15 protein-coding genes are annotated in these 13,181 nt (G+C 63.6%); 10 read left to right on the top strand and 5 right to left on the bottom strand.

Features of this window, described 5'->3' with window-relative positions; genetic code table 11:
- Positions 1–7: 7 nt before the first annotated feature.
- The 3 genes from yidC to yihA all read left to right on the top strand — a co-directional run bounded on the left by yidC (position 8) and on the right by yihA (position 3,268).
- Positions 8–1,825 carry a membrane protein insertase YidC gene (gene yidC / locus N5A92_RS02440; RefSeq protein ID WP_260900234.1) on the top strand — a complete coding sequence of 606 codons (1,818 nt, stop codon included), beginning with the start codon at positions 8–10 and terminating at the stop codon, positions 1,823–1,825.
- A gap of 133 nt (positions 1,826–1,958) precedes the next feature.
- Positions 1,959–2,597: a CatB-related O-acetyltransferase gene (locus tag N5A92_RS02435; protein WP_260900233.1), complete on the top strand. Its 639-nt coding sequence runs from the start codon at positions 1,959–1,961 to the stop codon at positions 2,595–2,597.
- Positions 2,594–3,268, top strand: coding sequence for a ribosome biogenesis GTP-binding protein YihA/YsxC (gene yihA, locus N5A92_RS02430; protein WP_260900232.1), 675 nt, complete (start codon positions 2,594–2,596; stop codon positions 3,266–3,268). Before N5A92_RS02435 ends, yihA begins: the two co-directional genes overlap by 4 nt.
- Before the next feature lie 50 nt (positions 3,269–3,318).
- On the opposite strand, the gene msrB is transcribed toward yihA, so the two are convergent.
- Positions 3,319–3,822 carry a peptide-methionine (R)-S-oxide reductase MsrB gene (gene msrB, locus N5A92_RS02425; protein WP_260900977.1) on the bottom strand — a complete coding sequence of 168 codons (504 nt, stop codon included), beginning with the start codon at positions 3,820–3,822 and terminating at the stop codon, positions 3,319–3,321.
- A 143-nt stretch (positions 3,823–3,965) separates the two neighbouring features.
- Between msrB and argB the strand changes: the two genes are divergently transcribed.
- Entirely contained in the window at positions 3,966–4,859 is an 894-nt protein-coding gene (argB, locus tag N5A92_RS02420; RefSeq protein ID WP_260900231.1) for an acetylglutamate kinase, read from the top strand.
- 73 nt (positions 4,860–4,932) lie between these two features.
- Here argB and N5A92_RS02415 read toward each other — a convergent pair whose 3' ends face one another.
- Complete coding sequence (locus N5A92_RS02415; protein ID WP_260900230.1) at positions 4,933–5,838, bottom strand: DMT family transporter; 906 nt, start codon at positions 5,836–5,838, stop codon at positions 4,933–4,935.
- 199 nt (positions 5,839–6,037) lie between these two features.
- On the opposite strand from N5A92_RS02415, the gene N5A92_RS02410 reads away from it, so the two are divergent.
- Positions 6,038–6,739 carry a pyrimidine 5'-nucleotidase gene (locus tag N5A92_RS02410; RefSeq protein ID WP_260900229.1) on the top strand — a complete coding sequence of 234 codons (702 nt, stop codon included), beginning with the start codon at positions 6,038–6,040 and terminating at the stop codon, positions 6,737–6,739.
- On the opposite strand, the gene N5A92_RS02405 is transcribed toward N5A92_RS02410, so the two are convergent.
- Together N5A92_RS02405 and N5A92_RS02400 are read right to left on the bottom strand one after the other, a co-directional pair.
- Positions 6,726–6,911, bottom strand: a complete 186-nt coding sequence (locus N5A92_RS02405) for a hypothetical protein (protein WP_260900228.1) — start codon at positions 6,909–6,911, stop codon at positions 6,726–6,728. The two genes, N5A92_RS02410 and N5A92_RS02405, sit on opposite strands and share 14 nt — an antisense overlap.
- A 66-nt stretch (positions 6,912–6,977) precedes the next feature.
- Complete coding sequence (locus tag N5A92_RS02400) at positions 6,978–7,817, bottom strand: LOG family protein (protein ID WP_260900225.1); 840 nt, start codon at positions 7,815–7,817, stop codon at positions 6,978–6,980.
- 154 nt (positions 7,818–7,971) lie between these two features.
- Here N5A92_RS02400 and dapD point away from each other — a divergent pair, with 154 nt between their 5' ends.
- The 5 genes from dapD (at position 7,972) to N5A92_RS02375 (ending at position 11,970) form a co-directional block, all read left to right on the top strand.
- Positions 7,972–8,826: a 2,3,4,5-tetrahydropyridine-2,6-dicarboxylate N-succinyltransferase gene (gene dapD, locus N5A92_RS02395; RefSeq protein WP_260900224.1), complete on the top strand. Its 855-nt coding sequence runs from the start codon at positions 7,972–7,974 to the stop codon at positions 8,824–8,826.
- Positions 8,827–8,852: 26 nt separating this feature from the next.
- A complete protein-coding gene (locus N5A92_RS02390) occupies positions 8,853–9,221 on the top strand; it encodes a DUF805 domain-containing protein (protein WP_260900223.1) in 369 nt (122 codons plus the stop codon).
- Between the two features lie 232 nt (positions 9,222–9,453).
- Positions 9,454–10,080, top strand: coding sequence for a DJ-1/PfpI family protein (locus N5A92_RS02385; protein ID WP_260900222.1), 627 nt, complete (start codon positions 9,454–9,456; stop codon positions 10,078–10,080).
- A 115-nt stretch (positions 10,081–10,195) separates the two neighbouring features.
- The gene (dapE, locus tag N5A92_RS02380; protein ID WP_260900976.1) at positions 10,196–11,383 is read left to right on the top strand and encodes a succinyl-diaminopimelate desuccinylase; all 1,188 of its coding nucleotides are present in this window, start codon (positions 10,196–10,198) and stop codon (positions 11,381–11,383) included.
- A complete protein-coding gene (locus N5A92_RS02375) occupies positions 11,383–11,970 on the top strand; it encodes a transporter (RefSeq protein WP_260900221.1) in 588 nt (195 codons plus the stop codon). Before dapE ends, N5A92_RS02375 begins: the two co-directional genes overlap by 1 nt.
- Here the strand turns inward: N5A92_RS02375 and N5A92_RS02370 are convergent.
- On the bottom strand, positions 11,960–13,156 hold the full coding sequence (locus tag N5A92_RS02370) for an MFS transporter (protein WP_260900220.1): 1,197 nt from the start codon (positions 13,154–13,156) through the stop codon (positions 11,960–11,962). The two genes, N5A92_RS02375 and N5A92_RS02370, sit on opposite strands and share 11 nt — an antisense overlap.
- Between the last annotated feature and the right edge of the window lie 25 nt (positions 13,157–13,181).

Genomic DNA, 13,181 nt, shown 5'->3' with positions numbered 1-13,181 from the left:
GACATCTATGGACAACAACCGCAACCTCCTCATCACGATCGCGCTGTCGGTGGTCATCCTGACCGTGTGGCAGGTGTTCTACATGAACCCGCGCATCGAAGAGCAGCGTGAGACCGCGCGCATCGAGGCCGAGCAGCAAACGGGGGAGGAAGCGCCTGCGTCGGGTACCGGCGGCGCGCCGGCGGACATCCCTTCGGCCGGCGATGCGACGTCCATACCCGGTACCTCCGCGCAAACCGGCAGCGCCGCTTCACGCGAGGCCGCTGTCGCCGCGAACGAGCGCGTGCGCATCGACACGCCGCGCCTCTCGGGCTCCATCAACCTCACCGGTGCCCGCCTCGACGATCTCCTTCTGAAGGACTACCACGTCACGGTGAAGGACGATTCTCCCAACATCCAGCTCCTCAACCCATCGGGCGGTCCCAACGGCTACTATGTCGAGTCTGGCTATGTGAGCAACGCTGAGACCGGCGACCTGCCGGGGCCGGATACAGTCTGGCGCCTTGCAGAGGGTGAGGTGCTGAGCCCGGAAAGCCCGGTGACGCTGACCTACACCAACGACAGGGGGCTGACCTTTACGCGTATCATCGAGGTGGACGAGAACTACATGTTCACCGTCTCCGATACGGTGGAGAACGCGTCGGGGGAACCGGTCACACTGCGCAGCTACGGTCGTACCACGCGCATCGGCAAGCCCGAGACCACCGGAATTTATATCCTTCACGAAGGCCTGATCGGCGTGACGGGTGAGGAGGGCCTGCAGGAGGTCGATTATTCCGATGTCGAGGAGGAGAACATCAGGCCCGGAAAATCCTCCGATGGCTGGCTCGGCATTACCGACAAGTACTGGGCAGTGACGATGGTGCCGCGCGTCGGCACTGAATTCCAGCCGCGCTTTTACTATTCCGAGGACAACGGCCCGCGCTACCAGGCCGACTTTCTCTCCGACGAGCTGACCGTCGCCGATGGCGCCACCGTCGATACCGAGACGCTGGTCTTTGCCGGCGCCAAGGAGGTCAACGTCGTCGACGCCTACGAGACCGAGCGCAACGTCCGGCAGTTCGAGCTTCTGATCGATTGGGGCTGGTTCTACTTCATCACCAAGCCGATGTTCTATCTCATCGACTGGCTCTTCAAGCTGCTCGGCAATTTCGGTGTGGCGATCCTCGCCACCACCGTCGTCGTCAAGCTCGTCTTCTTCCCGCTCGCCAACAAGTCCTACAAGTCCATGGCGAACATGAAGAAGATGCAGCCTGCCATGCTGGAAATCCGTGAGAAATACGCGGACGACAAGATGAAGCAGCAGCAGGCGATGATGGAGCTCTACAAGAAGGAGAAGATAAATCCGATCGCCGGCTGCTGGCCGATCCTCATCCAGATTCCGGTCTTCTTCGCGCTCTACAAGGTGCTCTACGTCACCATCGAAATGCGTCATGCGCCCTTCTTCGGCTGGATCCAGGACCTTTCGGCGCCTGATCCGACGTCGCTTTTCAACCTGTTCGGCCTTCTGCCTTACGACGTGCCGTCCTTCCTGATGATCGGCGTATGGCCGCTCATCATGGGCGTCACGATGTTCCTGCAGATGCGCATGAACCCGACGCCGCCCGACCCGACCCAGGCGATGATCTTCACTTGGATGCCGGTGGTCTTCACCTTCATGCTGGCGACCTTCCCGGCCGGTCTCGTCATCTACTGGGCCTGGAACAACCTGCTCTCCATCATCCAGCAGGGTGTCATCATGAAGCGCCAGGGCGCCAAGATCGAGCTGTGGGACAATCTGATCGCCTTGTTCAAGAGGAAGAAGAACCCCAATCCGGCCGAATAGCCGGGGAGGGCATGCGGGACACTGCCATCATCCGGAAAGGCATGAGCTTTTCTAAGATGATGGCGTTTCGGCTTGTCCGGAAGCGCGCGTGCGGAGACAATCCGCTACATTGTCTCCACCGGGAGGAACAGCCATGCACGGACCCAAGCCCGAGATCAAACACCCGATTTTCCTGCACCCGCGCGTCGGTTTCCTCAAACCCCTCGTCGACAAGCCCAACATCGAGATCGGCGAATACACTTATTACGACGACCCCGACGGGCCCGATCTCTTCGCCGAGAAATGTGTTCTGCACCACTATGAATTCATCGGCGACAAGCTCGTCATCGGTCGCTTCTGCGCCATCGCTGAGGGCGCCCGCTTCATCATGAATGGTGCGAACCACGTGCTTTCGGGTTTCTCGACCTATCCCTTCAACATCTTCGGCCAGGGATGGGATGAGGGCTTCGACGTCGAGACCTGGCGCCGCGAGGTGCGCGGGGATACGGTGGTCGGCAACGATGTGTGGATCGGCATGGAGGCCGTCATCATGCCCGGTGTGAAGATCGGTGACGGTGCCATCGTTGCCGGGCGTTCGGTCGTCACCCACGACGTGCCGCCCTATGCGGTGGTCGCCGGCAACGCGGCTCAGGTGGTAAAGATGCGCTTCGATGAACTGACCGTACGCCGCCTGCTCGACATCGCCTGGTGGAACTGGCCGGCCGACAAGATCACCCGCAATCTCGATGCCATCCGCGGCAACAATCTGGCGAAGCTGGAGGCGGCAGAGTGAGCCGTGTAGACGCCGCCCTCCCGGCGAAGGACAGCGGGTGGGGCAAGCTTTTCGCGCGGCCGTGGGTCTTCATCCGCGGCGTCCCGGCGATGAAGTTCCTGCCTCCCGAGGGACCGCCCGAGGTGGCTTTCGCCGGCCGCTCCAACGTTGGAAAGTCCTCGCTCATCAACGCTCTGGTGGGCCAGAAGGGTCTTGCCCGCACCTCCAACACCCCCGGCCGCACCCAGGAGCTCAACTATTTCGTGCCCGAGGGGTATAGCGGAGACGCCGGCGACCTGCCGCCGATGGCGCTGGTCGACATGCCCGGCTACGGCTTCGCCAAGGCGCCGAAGACGCAGGTGGATGCCTGGACCAAGCTTGTCTTCGAATACCTGCGCGGCCGCGTGACGCTGAAGCGCGTCTATCTCCTGATCGACGCCCGCCACGGCGTGAAGAAGATCGACGAGGAGGTGATGGATCTGCTCGATACGGCCGCCGTCTCCTATCAGGTGGTGTTGACCAAGGCCGATAAGATCAAGCCCCCCGCCGTAATGAGACTGGTGGAGGAGACGCGGGAGAAAATGGCAAAGCACCCGGCGGCCTTCCCGGAAATTGTTGCCACCTCGTCGGAAAAAGGGGCGGGTATGGACGAGTTGCGGGCCGCAATCGTTCGTGCTGTTTCCGATATATGAGCGCCGGGCGGATCCGCTGCTAAGCCGCATCCGCCATGCGGGTCGCTGCCTTATGCCGCTTCATTCGGCCGGAAGGTCAGCGCCACGCCATTGATGCAGTGGCGCTTGCCCGTGGGTGGCGGGCCGTCGTCGAATATGTGGCCGAGGTGGCCGCCGCAGCGGCTGCAGTGGCATTCGGTGCGGGTCATGAAGAAGGACCTGTCTTCCTTGGTGCCGATGGCGGCCGGCAGGGATTCCCAGAAACTCGGCCAGCCGGTGCCCGAATCGTATTTCGCCTCGGACGAATAAAGCGGCAGGTCACAGCCCGCGCAGTGGAATATCCCGGCGCGCTTTTCCTCGTTCAGAGGACTGGTGAAGGCATGCTCCGTCTCTTCTTCGCGCAGGACGGCATATTGCTGCGGCGAAAGGATCGCCCGCCATTCCTCCTCGGTCTTGGTGATCTCGAATGTCTCTGCCGAGGCGCTGGCGCCTGGCCTGTCGCGCAGCACGAAGGCGCCGCCGCCCACGGCGGCGAGAGCGCCGGCGCCGACATAGAGAAAATTGCGTCGTTTCATCATCTCGACCTCCGTTAGGCAGACAATAGGCACGCTCCCTCTCACCGGCAAATCAACGGGCCGTGAAGGAATATGGGTTTTCGGGCATTTGCCCACCTCCGCGAATGCGATATGAGACGCACGATCTATGGAAGGGCTCTGACATGACGGACATCGCCGAAACCGCCGAGGCGCAGGCGCGCCTGCTTTCCGCTGCACTTCCCTACATGCAGCGCTACGAGAACAAGACGGTGGTGGTAAAATATGGCGGCCACGCCATGGGCGACACCACGCTCGGCCAGGCCTTTGCCCGCGACGTGGCACTTCTGAAGCAGTCAGGCGTCAATCCCATCGTCGTCCACGGTGGCGGGCCGCAGATCGCCGCCATGCTGACGAAGATGGGCATCGAATCGAAGTTCGAGGGCGGCTTGCGCGTGACCGACCGCAAGACGGTGGAGATCGTCGAGATGGTGCTGGCCGGCTCCATCAACAAGGAGATCGTGGCGCTGATCAATGCGGAGGGCGAATGGGCCATCGGCCTGTGCGGCAAGGATGGCAACATGGTGTTCGCCGAAAAGGCCCACAAAACCATCACCGACCCGGACTCGAACATCGAGCGCGTGCTCGACCTCGGCTTCGTCGGTGAGCCGGTGGAGGTCGACCGCACGCTTCTCGATCTCCTCGCCCGCTCCGAGATGATCCCGGTCATCGCCCCGGTGGCCCCCGGCCGCGACGGCCACACCTACAACATCAACGCCGACACCTTCGCCGGCGCCATCGCCGGTGCGCTTAAGGCGAGCCGGCTGCTCTTCCTGACCGACGTGCCGGGCGTGCTCGACAAGGACATGAAGCTCATCGACGAACTGACGGTGGCCGAGGCCCGCACCCTCATCAAGGACGGCACGATCTCCGGCGGCATGATTCCCAAGGTCGAGACCTGCATCCAAGCCATCGAGCGTGGCGTGGAAGGCGTCGTCATCCTCAACGGCAAGACAGCGCATGCCGTGCTCCTTGAGCTCTTCACCGAACATGGCGCCGGCACGCTAATCGTGCCCTGATACCTTAGGTCTGGGGTATGCGGCGGCGCGCCTTCCCCTGCGAGATCGTCAAGGACAAGCCGCGAAGCTGATTTCAACCGACCAGCATCAGCACGACGATGCCGGCGACGATCAGCGCGCAGCCCGCTACTTCCGTGCGGTTGATCTTTTCGCGGAAGAAATAGACCGTCGAGGCGAAGGTGAAGATCATCTCGATCTGTGCCAGCGCCTTCACCGCCGCCGCCTGCTGCAGCGTCATGGCGGCGAACCAGCCGAAGGAGGCCGAGGCGCCGACAAGACCGGTGAAGAGGGCGGGCTTCCATGCCTGGCCGATGCGCGCGATCTCGCCGCGGTCCTTCCAAAGCATCCAGGCCAGCATGATGATTGTCTGGAAGGAGATGGTGAACAGTAGCGTGGTGGCCGCCTGCATCATGAAGTTGGGCCCACCGAGCGATAGCGAAGCGGCGCGGTAGGCAACCGCGGCTACGCCGAAGAAGGTGCCCGAGGCAAGCCCGATCAGCGCATTACGGCTGGCAAGCGAGGCAAGGAGGTTGCGCCAGCTCATCGGCGCATGGGCCACCGAGATCAGCATCACGCCGACGACGGTGATCGCGATGGCGATAAGCGTTGCCGCGCCGGTAAACTCACCCAGAAGAACAAGGCCGAAGACGGCCGCCTGTACGGGCTCCGTGCGCGAATAGGCGGTGCCGACTGCGAAATTGCGGAACGAGAAGAGATGGATCAGCAGGAACTGGGCGGCGATCTGCGTGAGCCCGCCGACCAACACCCAGCCGATGAAATGACCATTGGGAACGGCGTATGGAAAGCCGCCGCCATAGCGCAACGCCAGCACGAAGAGGACGGCGAACGGCAGGCCGAATCCGAAGCGCACGAAGGTGGCGCCGGTCGTCCCCATCACGTTCTTCAGGTGCTTCTGCGCCGCCGAGCGCAGGTTCTGCAGAAAGGCGGCGGCGATGGTGATGGGGATCCACAGTTCCATGGACGGTCCGAAGAAGAGGCGGGAGGCGAAGACCTAGCCTCTCGCCGGCCGCCATGCAACCGCCCGCACCAGCCGTCTGCACGCTCACGCGGTCGGAGACGCTTCCGCCGTCACGACGACATATTGCAGCCGAGCTGCTTGGCCACGTCCTGCTTCGCTAAAGCTTGGAAGAGAGCCGGAGAATCTGCGATAAGCGGTCATGACGAACCAACCCGACCCCGCCCGATTCGCCCACGTCACCGACTGGGTTTTCGATCTCGACAACACTCTTTATCCCCATCACAGCAATCTCTTCTCGCAGATCGACGTGAAGATGACGGCTTATGTGTCGGAACTTCTGCACCTGCCGCGGGATGAAGCCCGCAAGCTGCAGAAGGAGCTCTATCGGGAATACGGCACCACGCTGAAGGGCCTGATGGAGCGCTATCATGTCGATTCGGACGACTTCCTGCAGAAGGTGCATGACATCGACTACAACTGGCTCCAGCCAGACCCGGCGCTCGGCCAGGCCATCCGCGCGCTGCCGGGCCGCAAGTTCATCTTCACCAACGGCAACCGCGGCCACGCGGAGCGCGCCGCCCGCCAGCTCGGCATCCTTGACCATTTCGAGGATATTTTCGACATCGTCGCCGCCGGCCTGACACCCAAGCCGGCAGTCGAAAGCTACGATCTCTTCGTCGCCCTGCATACCATTGCCGGGGCCAATGCCGTCATGTTCGAGGATCTGGCGCGCAACCTGCGGGTGCCCAAGCGGCTGGGCATGACGACGGTGCTTATCGTGCCGAAGAATTTCGAGCCGACTTTTTCGGAGATTTGGGAGCAGGACCCGGAAGAGGAGGATGACGTCGACTACGTGACCGACGACCTGACCGGTTTCCTTACGTCAGTCATGGCGCGGTAGCGCGCCGCTGCCGCTTGCCCGGGGGATAGGCCGCTCGCTCCAGCGCTTCCCGCCTTTCTCGCGCCTTTTGTTCCGCCTGCCTTTTTGCATCCTCCGCCGATTGGGTGGCGTGGCCGAGATCTTTTGCCTGCTGGCTCTCCATCATGTCGTCGTCGGGAACGCTTCTTGGCATGGCAGGACTCCTTCCGCCGTGAAAACGCTCGATCCTGGTGTTGCGTTCCGCGCTGCGAGACCGCCGCTACAGCTCGTAGAAAGCCGCGATATGCGACCAGGCATCCTCGGCCGTGTCGGTGAAGGTGATAAGCTCCTCGTCCCCGGGCGAGATGGTGCCCTGCTCGGCCAGGAAAGAAAGGTCGATTGCGCGTTGCCAGAAGGCCTTGCCGAACAGGATCACCGGCACCCGCTCCATGCGGCCGGTCTGAATGAGGGTGAGCGCCTCGAACAGTTCGTCCATGGTGCCGAAGCCGCCGGGAAAGACCGCCACCGCCTTTGCCCGCATCATGAAATGCATCTTGCGGATGGCGAAGTAGTGGAAGTTGAAGCACAGCTCCGGCGTGACATAGAGGTTGGGCGCCTGCTCGTGCGGCAGCACGATGTTGAGGCCGATCGACGGTGCGCCGCAGTCGGCCGCCCCGCGATTGCCCGCCTCCATGACGCCCGGCCCGCCGCCCGTCACCACCACATATTCGCGGTAGTAGGATTTTCCCGACTGCTCCGAGCACAGCCGGGCGAATTTGCGCGCCTCCTCATAGTAGCGGCTGTTGGCCTCGAGGTTCTTCTTCTGCACCCTATTCTTGGCCGCCCAGGCTTCGCCGCCGGGTTCGGGAATGCGCGCGCCGCCGAACAGGATGACGGTGGAGCGGATGCCGCGCTCCGCCAGCGCCATCTCCGGCTTCAGCAGCTCCAACTGCAGGCGCACCGGCCTGAGCGAGCGGCGGGTCATGAAGTCTTCGTCGTCCCAGGCAAGCCGGTAGGTATCCGACCGTGTCTGCGGCGTGTCCGGCACGCTGCGGGCACGTTTCAGGTCTTCGTCGGAATGCGGCAGCGGCGTCCAGCCGCCGGTCTCGTTCTGCTTCATGCGATCCCAGTCCCGTCGTTCGGCGCGTCTCGGCCGCGCACACCGCGATTGACCACCTCCGGCGCTTCGCATAGGTTCCGCGCCGACTGTCACTCGGTCCCTTGTTAAACCTATGGACGCGCCCTTAACAGCCCGTGTAGCGGAGCATTTGTCGATGAGGAATTCGGATATCGCCGCGCTGGAACAGACGGTGGAGAAGGCTTTCGAGGAGCGTGACGCCGTCACGACCGATACGCGCGGCGAGGTGCGCGAGGCCGTGGAAGAGGCGCTGGTGCTTCTTGACAGCGGAACCGCGCGCGTCGCCGAACGCCGCGACAACGGCGACTGGCAGGTGAACCAGTGGCTGAAAAAGGCGGTGCTCTTGTCCTTCCGGCTCAACCCGATGCAGGTCATCAAGAGCGGACCGGGCGACGCCGTCTGGTGGGACAAGGTGCCCTCCAAGTTCGACGGCTGGGGCGCCGTCGATTTCGAGCGTGCAGGCTTCCGCGCCGTTCCCAACTGCGTGGTGCGCCGCTCCGCTTATATCGCGCCGGGTGCCGTGCTGATGCCTTCCTTCGTCAATCTCGGCGCCTATGTCGGCAAGGGAACCATGGTCGACACCTGGGCCACCGTCGGCTCCTGCGCCCAGATCGGCGAGAATGTGCATCTGTCCGGCGGTGTCGGCATCGGCGGCGTGCTCGAGCCCATGCAGGCCGGCCCCACCATCATTGAGGATCACTGCTTCATCGGTGCCCGCTCCGAGGTCGTGGAAGGCTGCATCGTGCGCGAGGGCTCGGTGCTTGGCATGGGCGTCTTCATCGGCAAGTCGACCAAGATCGTCGACCGCACCACGGGCGAGGTATTCTACGGCGAGGTGCCGCCTTATTCGGTGGTGGTCGCCGGCTCGATGCCGGGCAGGCATGTTCCCGGCCAGAACTGGGGTCCGAGCCTTTACTGCGCCGTTATCGTCAAGCGCGTCGATGAGAAGACGCGTTCCAAAACGTCGATCAACGAGCTCCTGCGGGACTGACGGAGAGGCGACCGCGGGGCATCGGCTTGGACAGAAAAACCTTCATCTGGCTCCTTTTCGGCTTTTCGGGCCGGGTGAGCCGTATCGTCTTTTTTCTCGCCAACGTCTTCGTTGGGCTGTTCCCCCTGTTTGCGTATTACAGGCTGTCGCTGCTGCCGGAGGGTGCCGACACGGAATCGGGATGGGCACTCCTCTTTCTGGTCTTCGCCGCCATCGGCCTATGGTCGCAGCTCGCCCTTGGGGTGAAGCGGCTGCATGACTTCAACAAACCGGGCATGCTCGCAGCCACCCTGTTCATCCCGCTTCTTTCGATCCTCGTCTTCCTCGTGCTGTGCTTCTATCCGGGTGACGAGGGCGCCAACGACTATGGCGAGCGCACCGACGCGCCCGGCTAGGCGGCCGGCGCCGCTCTTACCTGCAGCCGTGCGGCGAGGCCTTCGGAGAAAAAGTCCATCACAGCGCGGACGCGCGACACGTTGCGCAGACGTTGGTGTGAGCAGCCAGATCTCTGGGGCTGCTCGATGTCAGGTGTGAAACGGGCTTTTCCTCGAAAGGACGGTGATCTAACATCGCCAGAATTATTTTGGTTGATGAAGAAAATCGGCTGTGGAGGAGAAGGAGGAGGAAATGCCCGGAAAGAAGATCCTGATGCTCACCGGTGAGTTCAGCGAGGAATACGAGATTTTCGTATTCGAGCAGGCGATGCATGCGGTGGGCCACACGGTTCATGTCGTCTGCCCCGACAAGAAGGCCGGCGACGTGATCAAGACATCGCTGCACGACTTCGAGGGACACCAGACCTATACCGAAAAGCTCGGCCACGATTTTTACGTCAACAAGACCTTCTCGGAAGTGCGGCCGGAGGACTATGATGCCGTCTATGTCGCCGGTGGGCGCGGACCGGAATACATCCGCATCGACAGCCGTGTGCAGGCGATCGTGCGCCATTTTCACGAGACCGGGAAGCCGATCTTTTCAATCTGCCACGGCGCGCAGGTGCTGATCGCCGTCGATGGTGTGGTGCGCGGCAAGGAGGTCGCGGCGTTGCAATTTTGCGAGCCGGAGGTGAGGCTTGCCGGCGGCATCTATATCGACGTGCCGCCGGACGGTGCCCATGTCGACGGCAACCTTGTGACTGCAAAAGGTTGGCCAGGGCTTGCCGCCTTCATGCGTGAATGTCTTAAGGTCCTGGGCACCGAAATCCACCACGGCGAAACGGTCATGGCTAATCCCGCCGAGCGGAGCGCTGCGTGAGCAGTATTGCTGCGGAGTGGGTGCCGAGCCTGCGCGACGGAAGAACCCGTCGCGCACCTACCGCCATACGCCAACCGGCGTGACAGCCGGCGGGGTTTCGACTATTGCCAGCAGCATGAGCCTGCCTACCGACCCCGCCGCAAACCTTGCCGCCCTCATCCGCTGCCCCTCCGTGACGCCGGCCGAGGGCGGCGCGCTCACCGCGCTTGAAGCCATGCTGGCGCCGCTCGGCGCGGTTTCCGAGCGCCTGGTCTTCACCGAGGACGGCACGCCGGACGTGAAGAACCTCTATGCACGGATCGGCGACAGCGGCCCACACCTCATGTTCGCGGGGCACACGGACGTCGTGCCGCCAGGCGACGAGGCGGCCTGGACCTATCCGCCCTTCGCCGCCGAGATCGCCGGCGGGGAGATGTTCGGCCGCGGCGCAGTGGACATGAAGGGCGGCATCGCCTGCTTCACCGCCGCCCTTGCCCGCTACGTGGAAAAACATGGGCCCCCAAAAGGCTCTGTCTCCTTTCTGATCACTGGCGACGAGGAGGGGCCGGCCATCAATGGCACGATCAAGCTGCTCGAATGGGCGGCGGCGCGGGGCGAGCGGTGGGATGCGGCGGTCGTCGGCGAGCCGACCAATCGTGAAAAGCTGGGCGACACCATCAAGATCGGCCGGCGCGGCTCCCTTTCAGGCACCGTTGCCGTCACCGGCCGGCAAGGCCACGTCGCTTATCCGCATCTGGCGGACAATCCGGTGCGCGGGATCTTGATGCTCGCCGAGGCGCTGCTTTCGCCGCCTTTCGACGAGGGCACGGACGACTTCCAGCCCACCAATCTGGAGATCACCTCCATTGATGTCGGCAATCCGGCCGTTAACGTCATCCCCGCCCGCGCGGCTGCCTCCTTCAACCTGCGCTTCAACGATGCGTGGGAGGTGGAAACGCTGCAGGCCGAGATTCACAACCGGCTCGACCGCGCCAGCAAGGAAAGCCGCCTGCGGCCCGGCCGCGCCGACCCGGTGGATTTCGAGATCGAGTGGCGCGATCGGCCGAGCCACGTCTTCCTTACCCGTGACGAGAAGCTGATCGATACGCTGTCAGCCTCGGTCGAGGCGCTGGCCGGCGCAAAGCCCACGCTCTCCACCTCAGGCGGCACGTCGGACGCGCGTTTCATCAAGGACTATTGCCCGGTTGTTGAATTCGGCCTCGTCGGTCAGACCATGCACATGGTCGACGAGCGGGTGGCGCTCGCCGACCTGGAGGCGCTGACCCGCATCTATCTCCGCTTCCTCGAGGACTGGTTCGTCTGATGCCGTCGGGGCAGGAGATACAGCAGTACCTGACAGGTATCCTGCGCGTCATGATGGGCCGGTCGGATGGGCTGAAGCTGCTCGATTTTTCCGCCGACGGGTTCTGGAACTCGTTCTTCGCCATCGTCATCGCCCTGCCGGCGCTGGTCGTCGGCTGGGTGGGCATCGCCAACGACATGGCGGGGCTGATGACCTTCGGCACCCGCTTCTCGCTGCTGGTGCGGCTGTTCTTCACCGATATCGGTGCCTGGATCCTACCTCTCGTCATGCTCGCCGTGGCCGCCCGGCCGGCCGGCATTGCCGACCGTTTCGTGCACTATGTCGTCGTCACCAACTGGGCCAACGCGCTGTTCGCCTGGCTGTTGTTGCCGCCGGCGCTCCTGCGCCTGTTCCTGCCCGGCGCGGAAGACCTGACGGTTCTCGTCTCGCTGGCGTTGTTCCTTTTCACGCTCGTTCTATCCTGGCGGCTGACAGTGGCCGCCATAGGCAAGGGGCCGGCGATCGGCTCGGCCGTCTTCTTCGCCATGCTGGTCACGTCCGTCGCCGCACTGCTCGCGCTGCAGGCCCTGCTCGGCCTTAATTTCTAGGCGTTGAGGGCGCGGCATAGGCAGCAAGGATGGCAACCACCATCAGCACCACCGCCAGCCCCGCCAACGCGCCGAAGCCTGCCGTGGTGTAGAGCCACCCGAAGCCGAGCGGGCCGGCGAAAACGGCCAGATACGTCACCGCGCTGTTGAGCCCCATGATGGCGCCACGCCGCCCTGGTTCGAGCGCCGTCAGCCGCACGATCAGAAGGTTCAGTCCCAGGTGGTTGGCAAGACCCCACAGGAAGGCGAGCGCCAGGATGGCGCCATACGTTCCGTTTTCCATGGCCATCAGCAGATAGACGAGAGCGACGGCGAGGAAGGCGGCCGGCAGGCCGAGCCGCGGCGAAACCCGCTTCTCCAGGCTGTCGAGAAAGGCGGCCGCACCGAAGCCGAGCCCGTAGACGAGGGTGACGAGCCCGTTGGCGCTGATGGGCAGGCCGAGCACGCTGTGCAGATGGTCGCCGAGATAGGCGTAGACGCCGTAAAAGGCGGTCATGAAAGCGCCGCAAGCTAGAAGCAGCGGCCGCACGCCGACAATGGTAAGCGCTGCCAGCGGCAAGGCCGCCGGCTCCGTCGAGACCTTGTCCCGGTGTCCGTTGAAGACGAGGACGGCGAAGGCGCCCGCCGCCAGCAGGAACACGGCGCCGTAGACAGCCCGCCAGTCGAGCCAGTCCGCCAATACTGCCGATATCGAAACGCCGGCGACCAGACTCAGCGTCCAGCCCGTGAGCACGATGCCCACCGTCTTGCTCTCGCGGCCCGGCGGTGCGATTGCTGCCGCGCTTGCATAGATCGCCGGCAGCGCAACGCCAGCGGCAACACCGGCGCCAAGCTGAGCCGCGACGAGAACGAAAGCCACCGGCGCGGCAGCGCTGACGAGAAGGCTCGCCGTCAGCAGCATGAAGGCTATCCGTAGCATGCGCCAGGCGCCGATGCGGTCGATATGGCGCGCCAGGAACAGTGCGCTCGCCGCCGTGCCGAGCCCAAAGGCGGCCGTGCCGCTCATCACCATAGGCACCGATACACCGAGCGACTGCGCCACCTCCGGGGCGATCGGCGACAGCACCAGCGAGTTGGAGCCGATCACTGCCACGGCGCCGGTGAGGAGGAAGACCGAGGGCGGTATGCGCTGGCTCGCCGGGTTGGAGTCCAGCAGCGTTTGTGATGCTTGATTCACGTCAGACATGTCGCCATATTGGCTGAATTAAGTT

Origin of the sequence: Chelativorans salis, assembly GCF_025336525.1 — a bacterium.
GTDB classification, from domain to species: Bacteria; Pseudomonadota; Alphaproteobacteria; order Rhizobiales; family Rhizobiaceae; genus Chelativorans; species Chelativorans salis.
The sequence above is the reverse complement of the archived record's forward strand: the minus strand, read 5'-3'. Positions and strand labels throughout refer to the sequence as shown.